Origin of the sequence: Pseudalkalibacillus salsuginis (assembly GCF_021646685.1) — a bacterium.
GTDB classification, from domain to species: Bacteria; Bacillota; Bacilli; order Bacillales; family Fictibacillaceae; genus Pseudalkalibacillus; species Pseudalkalibacillus salsuginis.
This window is the reverse complement of sequence record NZ_JAKJHW010000002.1, coordinates 675,540-691,725: the sequence shown is the minus strand read 5'-3', so window position 1 is coordinate 691,725 and position 16,186 is coordinate 675,540. Positions and strand designations below refer to the sequence as shown.

At 39.0% G+C, this 16,186-nt stretch carries 12 protein-coding genes; 6 read left to right on the top strand and 6 right to left on the bottom strand.

The window, feature by feature from the left end:
- Positions 1 to 7 precede the first annotated feature (7 nt).
- Together L1611_RS08475 and L1611_RS08470 are read left to right on the top strand one after the other, a co-directional pair.
- Positions 8 to 1,438: a glycosyltransferase family 2 protein gene (locus L1611_RS08475; protein WP_236312638.1), complete on the top strand. Its 1,431-nt coding sequence runs from the start codon at positions 8 to 10 to the stop codon at positions 1,436 to 1,438.
- Positions 1,387 to 4,617 (top strand): hypothetical protein, encoded by a 3,231-nt coding sequence (locus tag L1611_RS08470; RefSeq protein WP_236312637.1) that lies wholly within the window; start codon positions 1,387 to 1,389, stop codon positions 4,615 to 4,617. The genes L1611_RS08475 and L1611_RS08470 overlap by 52 nt, the downstream gene beginning before the upstream one ends.
- Before the next feature lie 438 nt (positions 4,618 to 5,055).
- On the opposite strand, the gene mleCBF is transcribed toward L1611_RS08470, so the two are convergent.
- Positions 5,056 to 5,898 (bottom strand): CBF family alpha/beta fold macrolide esterase, encoded by an 843-nt coding sequence (gene mleCBF, locus L1611_RS08465; RefSeq protein ID WP_236312636.1) that lies wholly within the window; start codon positions 5,896 to 5,898, stop codon positions 5,056 to 5,058.
- 493 nt (positions 5,899 to 6,391) lie between these two features.
- Between mleCBF and L1611_RS08460 the strand changes: the two genes are divergently transcribed.
- From L1611_RS08460 to L1611_RS08450, 3 genes are all read left to right on the top strand, one after another.
- Positions 6,392 to 6,865 carry a hypothetical protein gene (locus tag L1611_RS08460; RefSeq protein WP_236312635.1) on the top strand — a complete coding sequence of 158 codons (474 nt, stop codon included), beginning with the start codon at positions 6,392 to 6,394 and terminating at the stop codon, positions 6,863 to 6,865.
- On the top strand, positions 6,865 to 7,359 hold the full coding sequence (locus L1611_RS08455) for a hypothetical protein (RefSeq protein WP_265738390.1): 495 nt from the start codon (positions 6,865 to 6,867) through the stop codon (positions 7,357 to 7,359). Before L1611_RS08460 ends, L1611_RS08455 begins: the two co-directional genes overlap by 1 nt.
- 527 nt (positions 7,360 to 7,886) lie before the next feature.
- Positions 7,887 to 8,780: a glycerophosphodiester phosphodiesterase gene (locus L1611_RS08450; protein WP_236312634.1), complete on the top strand. Its 894-nt coding sequence runs from the start codon at positions 7,887 to 7,889 to the stop codon at positions 8,778 to 8,780.
- A gap of 49 nt (positions 8,781 to 8,829) precedes the next feature.
- Here L1611_RS08450 and L1611_RS08445 read toward each other — a convergent pair whose 3' ends face one another.
- Positions 8,830 to 9,390, bottom strand: a complete 561-nt coding sequence (locus L1611_RS08445; protein ID WP_236312633.1) for a flavodoxin family protein — start codon at positions 9,388 to 9,390, stop codon at positions 8,830 to 8,832.
- Entirely contained in the window at positions 9,391 to 9,741 is a 351-nt protein-coding gene (locus tag L1611_RS08440; protein ID WP_322972538.1) for an MFS transporter, read from the bottom strand.
- A 595-nt stretch (positions 9,742 to 10,336) separates the two neighbouring features.
- Here L1611_RS08440 and L1611_RS08435 point away from each other — a divergent pair.
- Entirely contained in the window at positions 10,337 to 12,316 is a 1,980-nt protein-coding gene (locus tag L1611_RS08435; RefSeq protein WP_407681713.1) for a bifunctional 2',3'-cyclic-nucleotide 2'-phosphodiesterase/3'-nucleotidase, read from the top strand.
- Positions 12,317 to 12,661: 345 nt separating this feature from the next.
- On the opposite strand, the gene L1611_RS08430 is transcribed toward L1611_RS08435, so the two are convergent.
- The 3 genes from L1611_RS08430 to L1611_RS08420 all read right to left on the bottom strand — a co-directional run bounded on the left by L1611_RS08430 (position 12,662) and on the right by L1611_RS08420 (position 16,148).
- On the bottom strand, positions 12,662 to 14,140 hold the full coding sequence (locus L1611_RS08430) for a glycoside hydrolase family 32 protein (RefSeq protein ID WP_236312631.1): 1,479 nt from the start codon (positions 14,138 to 14,140) through the stop codon (positions 12,662 to 12,664).
- A 287-nt stretch (positions 14,141 to 14,427) separates the two neighbouring features.
- A complete protein-coding gene (locus L1611_RS08425; protein ID WP_236312630.1) occupies positions 14,428 to 15,270 on the bottom strand; it encodes a carbohydrate ABC transporter permease in 843 nt (280 codons plus the stop codon).
- Positions 15,267 to 16,148: a carbohydrate ABC transporter permease gene (locus tag L1611_RS08420; protein ID WP_236312629.1), complete on the bottom strand. Its 882-nt coding sequence runs from the start codon at positions 16,146 to 16,148 to the stop codon at positions 15,267 to 15,269. The genes L1611_RS08425 and L1611_RS08420 overlap by 4 nt, the downstream gene beginning before the upstream one ends.
- Positions 16,149 to 16,186 lie beyond the last annotated feature (38 nt).

The window sequence follows — 16,186 nt, the reverse complement described above, 5'->3', positions numbered from 1 at the left end:
TGAATAAATGAGTATCGATCGTCCAATGGAGCTTCTTAGCCTCTTCTTCGGAAATGTGATCATCATTTATATGGTTGTCGTCATTCTATCCTATACAGTGATGTTGACGATTGCTTTCCTCCATATACGAAAGGACTATCAGCTGGATAAAGACGGGATAGATGAGGGGAACCTCAACGCGGCTTTAATGAAACCAGTGACGATTATCGTCCCGGCTTATAACGAAGAAGCAGGAGTACTTGATACGATTCACTCTTTGTTAAGTCTTCGCTTCCCACAAACAGAGATCATCATTGTGAATGATGGGTCGACAGATGATACACAACAGAAACTGATAAGTGAATTCCATATGAATAGGGTTGAGAAAGTCGTACGAAAAGAGATTCCGACAGAACCGATCCGTCATATATACCAATCTAATGTTAATCAAAATTTATGGTTGATTGAAAAGGAAAACGGTGGAAAAGCAGACGCGCTGAACGCTGGAATCAACTTGGCCAGGTACCCTTATTTTTGTTCGATTGATGGAGATTCGATTCTTAATGAGAAATCCCTTTTGCGTGTCATGAATCCAATCGTATCCTCCAATGATGAAGTGATCGCGGTTGGCGGAAATGTCCGTATTGCAAACGGGCATCACGTTAAACTTGGTTCTGTTTTTGAAGCTAATTTATCAAAAAATCATCTTGTCGTCATGCAAGTCATCGAGTATTTACGGGCCTTCATGATGGGAAGGATTTCATTGAGCAAATTCAATCTCGTCCTTATCATTTCAGGAGCTTTCAGTGTGTTTTCAAAGAAATGGGTCGTAGAGGTTGGCGGATATTCAAAACATACAATGGGAGAAGACATGGAGTTGGTCGTCAAACTGCATCGTCTTCTGAAAGAAAAGAAGCTGAAGAAGCAAATCCAATTCGTACCAGACCCTGTTTGCTGGACTGAAGCTCCCCAAAGCTACGCTGTGTTAAGGAGGCAAAGGAGACGATGGCATCAAGGATTGGTCGAAAGTCTTTGGAAACATAAAAAAATGACATTCAATCCGAAATATGGAGCGATCGGGATGATTTCATTCCCATACTTTTGGCTGGTAGAATGTCTAGGGCCACTGATTGAACTAGGAGGGTATGTCTATATTATCATCGCCTTTTTCTTTGGTGGGATGTATTATGAATTTGCGATACTGCTCACCCTCCTCTTCATTTTATATGGAGCTGTATTTTCCACTGCTTCGGTATTATTGGATGCATGGAGTAAAGATATCTACCCGCGGACAAGCGATGTCGTACACCTGATTTTCATGTCCCTGACGGAGGTTTTCTGGTTTAGACCTCTAACGTTGCTATGGAGATTAGAAGGGTTCTTCCATTTCTTATTAAGACGGAAAGAATGGGGAAATATGCAACGAGCTGGGTTTACCAAGAAAGGATCATCATTATGAAGCGTTTTTATATTCTAGGATTGTTTCTCGTATCCATTATCCTAACACCGATCGTGGTATGGCATTTAGATTCTGCGAAAAATTTAAAGGTTGCTATTTTTGATAAGACAGTTCCGACTGAAACATACCGGGAACACCAAGGAGTTACATGGGTTCTGAATCATTTAAATTATGTAACGAAGGAGAATGAGTCATACAATGCCAATGAGGATTACTATGGCTTTTTTCCAAATGAAAAAAAAGAAGATTATACGACTCGTCCGCTTCCGGCGGATCTATCTGAATATGATGTCATCTATTTGGCAGATACCTATGGTGTATATGAAGAGGACCTGCCATGGTTTAAGAAAAAGCGTGAAGGCTCCCGCTCAGAACAGATTCATGGCGGACTGGAAGAAAAAGAATGGCACTCGATTGTAGCGCGATTGAATGAAAATGAAAAAAGTCTATTCATTGCGGAGTTCAATACATTCGCTTCTCCGACAAGTGAAGCTGTAAGAAATTCAGTGACAGACTATCTTGAAGTTGATTGGTCAGGGTGGATCGGGCGATATTTCAATGAGCTTGATCCTGTTAAGAATAGGGAAATTCCACAGTGGATTTTGGATGAATTCCAGGAGACATGGGATTATAGCGGAGAAGGATTCATTTTAGTGAATGACATCGACTATGAAGTCGTGGTCCTTGAAAAGAATACTCATGTAAAAGGAAGCGGGATCAATCTAACCTTTACAGAAGAAGGACAAGGACAATTTAATCTGAAGAAAAGCCCTGATTATCAATATTGGTTTGACATCGTCACCCCGAAAAATGGAAGCAAGGTGCTGGCAAACTATGACTGGGAGCTTACAAACAGAGGAAAACAAGTGTTGAATGATCATCAGATTCCTCTTGAGTTTGCCGCTGTGCTGACAAAAGAAAATGGTGCATCATCCAATTATTATTTTGCAGGAGATTTCAATGATATTGAGAAAGTGCCAAGCTTTTATCAGATGAAAGGGCTGGATCATGTATATAAGATCGCTCAGAAATATTCGGATGATGCGTTCTATTGGTCAACCTATGTGCCAATGGTGGAGGCGATCCTGGAACGGTTTGAAAGCAGATCGACACCATCCGTTTCGAAGGCTGAGGAACTTCAATACACTTCCCGGATCGAGAACGATTCATTTGAAATCTTAAAAGACGATAAATGGGTTCCATTCCCTATCAAAGGCGTCAATATGGGAATGGGAAAACCGGGTCATTTCCCAGGTGAAGCAGCGATAACCGAGGAGGAATATTACGACTGGCTTGTACAGATCGGGGAAATGAATGCGAACAGCATACGTGTCTATACGCTTCATCCTCCAGGATTTTATAAGGCTTTGAAACGATACAATGAAAAGCACGAAGAGAAAATCTACATCTTTCATGGCGTCTGGATTGATGAAAAAAACCTGGAAGAAACACTAGATGCCTATAAGCCTGAAAATCTTGAGGAATTCCAGGATGAGATCAGGAAGATTGTCGATGTCGTCCACGGAAATAAAATCGTGGAGGTAGAACGAGGACATGCCTCAGGTGTTTATCAAGCAGATATATCCCAGTATGTAATAGGTTGGATCCTGGGAATCGAATGGTATCCGGACATGGTTAAGAATACGAACGAAGTACACGCCACGATGGAGGATTATCATGGTCAGTACTTTCAAACGAAGGATGCACAGCCGTTTGAAATTTGGCTCGCGCAACAAATGGATACGCTCGTCAAATATGAAGTTGATCATTATAACTGGATCAGACCGATAAGCTTTACGAATTGGGTAACGACGGATATTCTGGAGCATCCATCCGAACCTGATGAAAACGAGGATCTGGTCAGCGTCGATCCTAATGTCATCTACACGAAGGGCAATATGGATCTGACAGATCAATTCGCTTCCTACCACGTCTATCCGTATTATCCAGACTTTTTCAATTACGAGGAATCTTATCAGAATTATGTCGATCATCGTGGTGAAAAGAACAGCTATGCTGCCTACCTTTCAGATTTGCATAACGCCCATAGACTTCCCATTCTGGTGGCGGAATTCGGAGTCCCGAGTTCAAGGGGGCTGACACATGTAAATCCATTTGGTTGGAACCAAGGATTCTTGTCAGAAAAAGAACAAGGGGTCATTATTCGTCATCTTTATGAAGATATCATGGCAGAACAGCTTCTTGGTGGACTCATTTTTACCTGGCAGGATGAGTGGTTCAAACGGACATGGAATACGAAGGATTATGACAATCCAGAGCGCAGACCATATTGGTCCAATGCCCAAACGAATGAACAACAATTCGGTTTATTAAGTTTCGATCGGCATAAAATCAAGGTTGACGGGGCGACGGACGATTGGAATGAAAAAGCGCTTTATGCCAAGATGGATGAACACCTGAAGGCACTATATGTTGACCATGATGAAAGGTATCTGTACCTTCGAATCGATTATGACAAGGAAAGGGAGGGCTACCCGAAGATTCTTTTGGACGTCATCCCGGATCAGGGAAATCATTTCATTGTTGGACTTGAACAGACGAAATTTTCGAATGGTGTTGATTTCCTTATCAACCTAATTGAGAAGGAATCAAGCATCTTGGTTGATGCGTATTATGATGCATTTACATATCATTATGGTCATCAATTGGAGTTGATTCAACCGCAACCGCCATTACCTGAGAAAAACAGCGGGATATTCTCAAAACTGCGATATGCTTTGAATAAGGAACTGTCCATCACTATACAGAACCGTGTCATTCCTTTCCAATCTTATGAAACAGGGAAATTGAAGATTGGAAATGGAAACCCTGATTCAGCCGATTATGATTCACTGGCAGATTATCATGTCAATGAGGATGGATTGATTGAACTTCGGATTCCTTGGCTATTGCTCCATGCAAAGGACCCAAGTCAAAAAGAGTTTACTGGGAATTTGTATTCAGACGGTTTGGAGGCAAGCACGAAAATCGAACAAATCAATATTGGCGTATTATTCTTTGATGAAGATCAACAAGTGATCGATTCATTCCCTTCAATAAAGAATGATGTTTTAGTTGAAATGAATGGGTACAAGTGGCAGAATTGGAATTCCCCGCAATATGAAGAACGCTTGAAGCAATCCTATTTTATTGTGAAAGATCTTTTTGGAAACGATTGAAATGCAAAAGGTGTTTTTATCGCCATAAAAAGCATCGACGCGAAGGGTATTTAGGAAACGATACCCAATTTGTTGGCTTCTTCTCCATACCAGTCCCAACATTGTTTATAAGGTCAATAAAGGTTTTCTCAACAATTTCAACGTGTAGAGGAGCGTTGACGGAAGGGGAAACATGGGCCTATATAAAATCTGCCCTGGAAACGCCGTATGCGATCATTGTACATCCGGCAGACCCGGAACGTGTTTTTCTTTCCTATACTCTATGCTATTTTTAATCTCAAAATTAAAACCCAACACGGTTATAAGGTACTCAGAGAAGGTTTCTAAGTACCTTATAAGCCGGAAAAACATGTAAGGTACTCAGAAAAGTCCTCTAAATACCTTATATGGGGAACAGATCCTTAATACGGAAAACTATAGGCATATGCAAAGTTCTATTTATCGGCTGTTTAGCTTTACAATTGACTCTATAATTTGGTCCCAGTCTTCACTATGAATTTCATGACCTGATCCCTCAAGAGGTATTAATTCGGCATGAGGGATGGATTTTGCAAGGGCAAGTCCGTGCTCGTATGGCAGGGCAGGATCTTCCGTACCGTGGATAACGAGAACAGGTACGCTGATCTCTCCCATTCTATCGTAATAGGCTTCTCCACCTTGCAGCATCGCATGATTAAATCTGCTCGGCAGCTGTTTGGCACGATCAACCTCCCTTTCTGCCAGTTTATACATTCTTTCCTTCTCATAGGTTTTGGAACCAGATAACGTTTTCCAACCATCGGCAAGATAGGCGATGACAGCCTCCCGATTAGACCAGTCTATAGAAGCACTTTGCGCATGGTGGTCCAGAATTTTCTGATCCATAGGAGGCAGTTTTTCCATCTCAGTTCCGAACACACTCGATGCAATCAACGTAAGTGTTAATACCCTCTCCGGATACCTCAAGGCAAGAATCTGGCCGATCATACCGCCCATAGACATTCCAACGATATGAGCCTGCTTTAAAGAATAAGCATCGAGGACCCCTGCTGCATCTTCAGCGAGATCAGTTATTGTATAATTTGTAGTACCCGCATCATAAGTAGTTGATCGTCCCAGATCCCTATGATCGTACCGTATAACGAATCTTCCCTGATCAGCGAGGCGGAGACAGAATTCCTCATCCCACCAATCTAATGAAGACATCGCACCCATGATCAAAAGGACAGCAGGGTCTTTTGGATTTCCAAAACTCTCAGTACAAATGTCCACTTCATTTATTTTCAGGGTCTGTTCATTCATGCTTTTTCTCCTCCGTATATTTATTATCTAATCCCACGTTTTTTAGGCTTGCATAAATGATTTTAGTCGTATCCACTTGATTATCATACTGAATCCTCCTTTTAAAGGAATAAATATATATTTCTATAAAAGCCGGAAACTTCCTGTTATCTCCAATGAGGGTTTCAATAATACGTTGTGGTTTATATCGTATAAATCGCTCCATTATTAGAATAAAAGGCGTACTCCTAAAAATGGGTACGTCTTTTATTTTAAAATGGATCCATTATCGGAGTTGTTCTAATTTTGTTCAAATGTGTGAGGATATCGACAACATGATATATATGGACTTAATCATAGAGAAATCCTTAGATTGAATATAAAGATAAGAATGACTTCAAAGTTCATTGTAATGCCTATAACCTGAGCGGTTCCTTTTTATAGTCTCCAAATCTGTATATAATAACGATAATTTACAAATAGTAATAAAACGTTAGAGGAGGGTTGATTGATTATGGGTTTTACAGTCTTTTTCTTTATTGCATATCTTGTTTCCTCATTGTTCATTATCATGGAAAAGAAATTATCCATCGTTCACAGTACATTTATCTACTTATTGATGTCCATTATCACAATCAATGTATCATGGATCGTTACTGAAGAATTGAAATTAATTGAGGTGACGGATGAAACAATGAATTATTTAGCGTTCATCATCAACCGAACAATCATTACGCCTATGATTTTAGTCATGCAATTGCACCTTATATATAAATACAAGTCAACGGCAACTACTTTTTTAATAACACTTTGTTCTTTAGGGACTTTGCTCATTGTCAGAGGATTAGCGATCTATTTCAATATTCATACGTATAAAAATTGGAATATAGGATTTGATTTGGTTTTTTTCCTGGTTTTGCATCTTATTGCATTCTATACATACCGATTATTGCGTAATCGATCCTATCGTGAGGTGAATGAATCATAATGCTATGGGAAAATTTTGACAAAAATGAAATCAGCATTTTACTATTGATGGTCATAACATTTACCATCGTCCGGCTTCTTCCTAAGAGGCTGCCTCCAAATATTGCATATTTAAGTTTATTATGGGGGCTAGCGAGTGGTATGTTTTTGGATTTTACAATAGGGGGAGGGCAAATGGACTTTTATATGGTTAATGATGCCCATAAATATGAACTGTTCGACTTCCTTTATTATGTTTTGTTCAGTCCATTTAGTTATTTCTTTGTCTATTTTTATGAAACACTCGGTATTAATAAAAAGACATTCATATGGTATGTAATAGGGTGGAGTTTCATTGCGGTGGGGATGAATTGGCTCCTCATTTGGTTAGATATCATCCAGTTTCAGAAGGGTTTTGAACTTCCCTATTCATTTGCGGTATTTTTAATTATCCAGACAACTACAGGCCTATACTATGAGTTCATTAAATCAAAAAAGGAAGTAATGTTAGGTTAATGCACTTCAATGTTTGGTAGCTCATTTTCAGCCAATCAGAGTACATCCATAAAAGCACTTAAAGAAAGTAAAAGGATATTCACCTCTTACCCAGATCGGGTCTATCAAAAAAGGGATCGGCTGTCTAAATCAGTTCATCCCTTTTTCGTATGTTATTGATGATAAGTCGGACTCCTGGTCATAATGAGCCTGTCAGAATTCATTTTGGATGGTTTACACATAGCAGGAGGGAGACCATCCGTTATGGATCCGGATCTTCATCGCTTTCACCAGATTACATGAAGATCAATTCACCTATTGCCATTCAAAACATCAATAATATCCCTGGTTATATAAAAGTTGCAGAGCTATATTCAGGGGAAGAAAGTTCATACACTGGTTTTGGAGGAAGATCTTTTGTCCACCCGTATTTAGTATTTGCAAAAATTTTACTTACCTTACCGAGTCTTTAAAATACGAAAATAGTAGCTTCATAGTTTTATTCTATCCTTTTATTGCACGTACATAACGAAAGGATGGAATAGACGATGAAGAAACGATGGAAGAATGGATTGATGGCTGCTGCACTTTTTGGCATGGTTACAGGTTTTGCTTCACAGGCAACGGCAGCAATTCAAAGCGAGACTGCACCAAGTCTGAATCCGAACAAGATCTTGAATGTCGCTCATCGGGGAGCGTCAGGCCATGCACCGGAGCATACGCTTCCTTCTTATGAACTCGGTGAGCAGATGAAGGGCGATTATGTCGAAGTCGACCTACAGATGACAAAAGACGGTGAATTGATCGCGATGCACGATGAAACCCTCGACCGCACGACTAACGGCACCGGATTGGTAAAAGATCATACGTTAGAGCAAATCAAACAATTGGATGCTGGCAGCTGGTTTAATGAAATGAACCCTGAAATGGCAAAGGAAGAATATAAAGGCTTGCAGGTGCCGACGCTGGATGAAGTGATCGAAAAGTTCGGAAAAAGCGCCAACTATTACATCGAGACGAAATCACCTGAAGTGTATCCAGGCATGGAAGAGAAGCTCCTGGAAACCCTTGAAAGACATCAATTGATCGGGCCGAACGCTCCTTCAAGCAAAGTGATCATCCAGTCATTCAGCCCTGAAAGCTTAAAGAAGGTTCATGATCTGAACACAAGGATCCCGCTTGTCCAATTGTTATGGTATACAAGCCCTGCCACCATCACAGACGCTGAGCTTGACCAATACAAAGAGTACGCTATCGGTGTCGGGATGAACCACAATCAGATCGATGAAGCTTATGTACAAAAGGTCCGAGAGCATAACCTATTGATCCACCCGTACACCGTCAATGAAAAGGAAGACATGCAAAAGCTCCTCGACTGGGGTGTCACCGGCATGTTCACCAACTATCCTGATCGATTGCACGAAGTATTGGAAAGTAGATAACATAAAAAAGGGATAGATTGCGGAATACAGTCTATCCCTTAATATCACCTCATGTTTCCAACGGAGTACTGACTATAAGTTTTCTATTAAGCTGATCAGCTTCTTCTAATGCCTCTTCATCATTTAAAATTTCTTGAGGTTTTACACCTTCACCTATAATATAGTCTTTGAACTCCATCCCGATGAATTCGCAGATATATTTGAACTGATCGACTAAAGGGAGCCCTTTTATTCTAGGTTCATCTCCGCCAACTACGAGCAGGTAAGCTTTTTTCTTTCCCATCAATTCCTTGAATCTCGGAAACTCCTCATCTCTGATCGTTTGTGACCAACGATCAATAAACGTCTTCATAACACTGGACATCCCATACCAATAAAGTGGAGTAGCGAATATTAAAATATCCGAACCCATTACCGACTCAATAATCCGATCATAATCATCCTCAACTTTCGTGAATCCTTGTGGCTCATGTCGTTGATCGACGATATCTTTAATGTGGAAGTCCTTCAAAAAGATCTTTTTCGCGGGAAGGTCTCGGATGACATGCTCTGCTAATAATTCAGTATTCCCGTTCTTTCTGGTACTTCCGTATATGATAGTCACTTCCATTCAGATCACCTCATACTTTAGTTTTCGTTTTTCTTTATGACTCGTGAAAAAAAACTGTACCGCTACACCTACAACTATCAATCCTCCCATGCAGAGAAAGCCGACACTTGGAGAAAAGACATCGATCAGGAGACCAAGCCTAATGGCAAAGACGCCCTGTAAAAGCAAAGCAATTCCCATCCATACAGAAAGCGCCCGTCCCATTAAATTTTTCGGTACGATCTCCATGAGCATCGTATTCATAATAATCCGTAACGAAGAATTGGAAAGTCCAATCAGGAAACTTCCTACATAAATCAGTACGATCAATTGGTTTCCATCCAATTCTTTAGTCAATAAAATTGATAGTATCGATAATATGAATTTAGGAGAAGTATAGAATAATTCGAAAAGAGTTACAACAATCGGGATTTCCTTACAGGTTTAAAAAGCATACATATAGGCGATACTCGATTCTTCTTTAAATGATGTCCTGGAAAATCCTTCAAAGCAAGCCGTTCATTACATCCCATTTTTTAAGCTGTGAACAGTTACAAGCCTTTAATGGAGTAACGAAAAGAGTCAAATACACATTTTGCTGATGCTACCTCTAAAATTGACCAGTTGAAGGCACTATAAACACTCTATACGGACATTCAAGCACGAATAACCGGGTGAAAGTGCTCTATAAGCACTCTTTACGGACAGTTGAGCGTGAAATTTCAAACGTAGAGAACCATCAAAGCAACAATATTCCTTTTATTGTAATCTATCTGACGGACTAGAGAATTAGACATTTTCCACAAAATGTTGGTGGTGGCACCTTTTTAGGTGAATATACCTAAATGACAGGTACCAAGAGCTGATAAAATTGGTGAATTCAGTTCTATTAGAGCATTTCTTCCATAACAATTCTATCTATAATTAGAATGATATAACTATTTTTAATATAAAGGGGTTGTGTGTCTTGAAGAGGGCTTTACGGAAGATAGGGAGAAAGGTATTGGCTGTAGCTGCAGCTTTAACATTGATTTCGACACCTGTAACGTGGAATTCAGTTGATGCTGCACCAAAGAATAAGGATGAAAAACATGATGTGGAATTAAGAATCCTAGGAACCACGGATATCCACATGAACTTATATAACTATGATTATTACAAGGATACAGAGACAGATGAATTCGGACTGGTAAAAACAGCGACATTAATTAAACAGGCACGATTCGAAGCGAAAAACACACTATTATTTGATAATGGCGACTTAATTCAAGGAAATCCGCTTGGAGACTTCAAAGCAAAAGTTGATGTTTTGAAGACAGGCGAGGTACATCCGGTTTTTCAGGCGATGCAATTACTGGACTATGATGCTGGTACACTCGGCAATCACGAATTTAATTACGGCTTAGATTATTTGAATGAAGTGCTTGATGACGCTCCGTTTCCATATGTGAGCGCAAATGTGTTCATGGATGACGGCGACGATGATCCAACAAATGATGATTACTACAGTAAGCCATATGAGATTATCAAGAAAAAAGTAGTCGATGAAAAAGGAACAAATCAGGTTCTACGCGTAGGAGTAACCGGTATTGTAACACCGCAAATCATGCAGTGGGACAAAGCTCATCTTGAAGGAAAAATCATTACGAAAGACATTGTAAAATCAGTGGAGGCCGTTATTCCGAAGATGAAAAAGGATGGAGCAGATATCATTATTGTGCTTGCCCACTCTGGAATCGGTGATGCGGAATATGCAGAATTTGAAGAAAACGCAACATACGACTTAACAAAGGTTAATGGAATAGATGCGATTATTACCGGACATAATCATTTAAACTTCCCTGGTGATTTTAAGAATCTTCCTGGAGTGGACGAGGAGAAAGGAACGATTAATGGTGTTCCCGTTGTGATGCCAGGCAGCTGGGGTAACAAGCTTGGTGTGATGGACTTGATACTTTCAAAGGTCGAGGGTGATTGGATTGTAAAGGACTCCAAGACAAGCTTAAGAGCCATTTATTCAAAAGAATCAGGAAGTCTTGTCGATGCAGATCCAGAAGTGTTGGAAGCTGTGAAGGAAGCACATGAAGGTACGGTGAATTATGTGCGTCAGCCAGTAGGGACAACGACAGCTGATATCCACAGTTACTTCGCACTTGTCCAGGATGACCCTTCCATCCAAATTGTAACGAATGCACAGAAATGGTACATTGAAAAGCAATTAAAAGGTACAGCTGACGAAAACACGCCAATTCTATCGGCGGGTGCGCCATTTAAAGCAGGCGGCAGAAACGGGGCAAGCTATTATACGTTTATTCCTCAAGGGGAGATCGCTGTAAAAAACGTAGCAGATCTATATCTGTATCCTAACACGGTTGCAACTGTTAAGGTAACAGGTGCAGATGTAAAGGAATGGCTGGAAATGTCTTCAGGACAGTTTAAGCAGATCGATCCTAACAGCAACAGCGAGCGAGCTTTAGTAAATAATGATTTCCCAACTTACAACTATGATGTCATTGACGGCGTAACTTACGAAATCGATGTGACAGAGCCGGCTAAATATAATAAAGACGGCAAGGTGATCAACGCTGAAGCGAACCGAATCAAAAATTTACAATACAACGGAGAGCCTATCAGCTTGGAGCAGGAATTCATTGTTGTCACAAATAATTACCGTGCCAGCGGGAACTTTCCCGGGGTAAGAAACAACAAAGCAGTTGAATTGTATCCAGATGAAAATCGCCAGGTCATCATCGACTATATTCGCGAGCTTGGCACGATTGACCCGTCTGCAGATGGAAACTGGACATTTGCCCCGGTCAGCAATAACGTGAAGGTAACATTTGAATCAGCTAAAGAAGCGATCCATGCCCTTCCAGAAAACGAAACCATCAAATATGCTGGTGAAGCAGCTAACGGCTTTGGTAAATATATCATAGAACTTCCATAACAATAAAAGGTGCCTGACCCCTACCACTTAATATGGTGAGGGTCAGGCATCTTTATTATATGCTTCCAACTTCCAAGTCCTAAAACATTTCCATTCACTAGAGAGTTTGCAATAAGATAAATCACGAAAGGGGAAGCGTTAGGATTTTACAACGCTAAGGAGACTCGGAACACAAAAATATCCGAATTCCACCACCTAAGGGGATAGGTTCATTTAAGTTTGACGTACAAATTGTAAAAAAACGTCATGGAGCTAACGGAGAACGTTAGTTGAGCTTCGCTTTCTTAAATGAAAAGTAACATATCATTGTTCCCCTAAGCTCCTTAAAACAACCTTTAGTTAATTTCATACGGTACATTTTGCTTGTTCCTGTTTAAAAGGAGTGGACACGTGACTGTTGCTAATTTTGATTTTTCCATCTACTGCAAATATTGAAATGTATTCACATGGTTTATCTGGGTAGATTAAACTTGTTAAGGCATATTCCCCTTCATTTACAAATAGTTCAATGGAAGAAGAATCAATAACCACATGTAGTTGTATGTTGTTAACATTGCCTATTTTTACTGCTTGTCTATATGAAAAGCTTTCCGAAAAATCAATTACTCCAGAGCTTTTACGATCTAAGACCACTGTATTCTCAGTTGAATCAAAGGTGATTTTTGTAAAATGTTCTTCTGTATGGTGAAGGATGATGCCGAATCGTGTTGCATTAAGTCTTTCTATATTTAATACCAACTCCAAATAGGATTTATTTATCTTATATTCTTTCCATCCATCTCCAATCCCTATTACATTTTGAATGTTTTCTTTATAAGAAAAATAGGAATCTAGTTCCTTTACTGGTTTTTGAATGACTTTATATATTTCTCCATTTTTCCGGAGGGATAGTTCCCTTGGTAATGTCATTTGACTTCTCCAGCCCTCAGTTGGAACTTGATTCGCATATTGCCAGTTACTCATCCATCCTAAATAAATGCGTCTGCCATCCTCTTTAGGAATATCAGAAAAGCTGACCCCTGCATAATTATCTTTTCCAAAGTCCAACCAGTTATATGATTCATCATCGGCCGTAAATTTAGAACCATCAAAGCTTCCAATAAAGTATTGCGTCCGAGAACCTGCTTCAAATTGAGGGTTATCTCCAACGCTTACAAATAAAACCCATTTTGTTTCTTCACTGTTTTCTACCTTTAATTGAAATAAATCTGGGCATTCCCACACGCCGTCATGAACACCAATATTATCTCCAAATTCACTCTCAAACTTCCAATCTATTAAATTTTGTGAAGAATAAATAGATATTGTTTGACCTGTTGCTAATACCATAACCCATTTATCTGTTTCCTTGTGCCAAAAAACCTTAGGGTCTCTAAAGTCACTTTTGTTCTCATGTTCGAGTACGGGATTTCCTTGATACTTAGTCCAAGTTCTGCCATTGTCATGACTAAAAGCTAAACTCTGTGATTGTTTCGGTGGTATTTCCTCACTGCCATCTAAGTGATGCGTAAAAATTAACACTAAACCTGGCTTATTGGGGAAGAAACCGGTAGTATTATTCCAATCGACTACTGCACTTCCGGAAAAAATGTTCCCAAGTTCATCTGGGTATAACGCGATATCCAGTTCCGTCCATTTAATCATGTCTTTACTGACGGCATGTCCCCAATGCATAGGTCCCCATATACTGTCTTCAGGATTATATTGAAAGAAAAGGTGATATTCACCTTCAAAATACACTAAGCCATTTGGATCATTCATCCAATTTTTTTTTGGTGCAAAGTGTAAATGCGGTCTATATTTTTGTGAATAATTTATTGTCATTTTGGTAATCCTCCATTTTTATATCAAACATATCTAAATGATTCGTTACTATTAATCTCCTTATCCCAGATGTTCTAGGGGATACTTAATATACTTTAAAAACTGTAACTGAGAATCTCCAGCAAAATGCGAATTTACCGCCCAAGTCTTAGTAAATGAAATGACCTATACTTTAGGATCAATAAAATTATGTGAATCTAATTTCAATACATTTCTCAACATTGTTTTTATTCATTTTGCTGACTGTCCCTATAACACTTTTGATACTTCTAATCTCAAAGAAACTTTTATTTAATCCCCGTTCCAGATCCCCCAAGTCCCTGAAGTAAATACTTCTGCGCCACGATATAGACTATAATTAATGGTATCGTTGATATGGTAAGAATCGCCATTACCTGATTCATATAAACAGGGGGGGTTGAATTTATGTTGGTAATAGCTACTTGAAGAGGAAACTTTTCTGTATCTGTTAAAACCATTAAAGGCCACAAGTAGTCATTCCAACTTAAAATAAATGATAATGTTCCAACCGTCGCAATAGCAGGTTTGGACATTGGTAATAAGATTTTCCAAAAAATAGTCCAGTAGTTAGCCCCATCTAATTTGACAGATTCTATGATTTCATCTGGTATGGCATTAAAGAAGTTTCTAAAAAGATAAATGAAAAATATATTTGCAATCATCGGTAATATCACCGCTAATCTTGTATTCAATATTCCTAAATCATGCGCCACCGTAAACTGAGTAATAATTAATGTTTCTCCAGGTACAATTAACAGTGCAATTAATAGTCCAAACAGCACTTTTTTGCCTATAAAATTAAATTTAGAAAAGGCATATCCTGCCATGGCATTAACAACAATAGACCCTAATGTGACCACTATTGCATAGGTGAGACTATTAAATATATATTGAAAGACATTGAACCTGGAAAATAGTTCTTGATAGGTTTGAAACCATTCAGAAGGATCCAAGGATGGAAGCAGGGATTGGATACTGCCCATATCGACATAGATACTTGATTCAGATTTCATTGAGGAAGCTATCATCCATATCATAGGAAAGATAAAAATACATGCTAATAAAATCAAAAATGTATATTCTATTACCTTTTTCGATTTTCTCTTCACTTAGAATCATCCTCCCTTGATACTTTACTTTGTATAATTGTTACAATCCCAATCAGTATTCCAAAAACAACTGTCATCGTACTTGCGTAACCAATCAGTCGATCTGTAAATCCAGTTTGATAAATATAGTAAACCGGAGTTATTGTAGAATTCATCGGTCCACCTTGGGTCATAACCATTGGTTGAATAATCAATTTAAACGCAGCAATCAGTGTTGTAATCATAATTAAAATGGACGTAGGTTTTAACAATGGTAATGTAATATGAATAAAATTCTGCCATTTGTTTGCGCCATCAATTTTACTAGCTTCATACACACTGGAAGGTATGTTTTGAAGTCCAGCCAGGAAAATTAACATCTGATAACCTGCACCTTGCCAAGCGGACACAAAAACAATGGTATACATCGCTTGATCGGGACTAGTCAAGAACGGCTGCGGGTTTATTCCAACTCGCTCTAAGATGACGTTGATTAATCCTTCTGATGGGTTTAATAGGTATAACCAAAGAACAGAAATAACGACTAAAGACAACACTACTGGAGCGAAAAATGCTACTTTAAAAAACATATTTCCTCTTCTTTGTTTATTAATTAATAAAGCTAACCCAAGAGCCGAACCTATTTGTACAGGTATTACACATACAACAAATAGGCCAACATTCTTTAAGCTTTGTATAAAGATGGGATCTTTAAAAATGGCAATGAAATTGTCCAGGCCGACAAATTGTGTATTATCTGGCGTTAATAAGTAATAGTCTGTGAATGCATAATAAATGGCTATTAAGGCAGGTAAAAGCAAAAAAAGTCCTAATAGTATTAAAGCTGGTAATAAAAACGAGTACGCTGCTATATTCTCCCTTGCATTTATATTCTTCATCTGTATTAACTCCTTTTAAAAGAATCCGACTTGGAAAT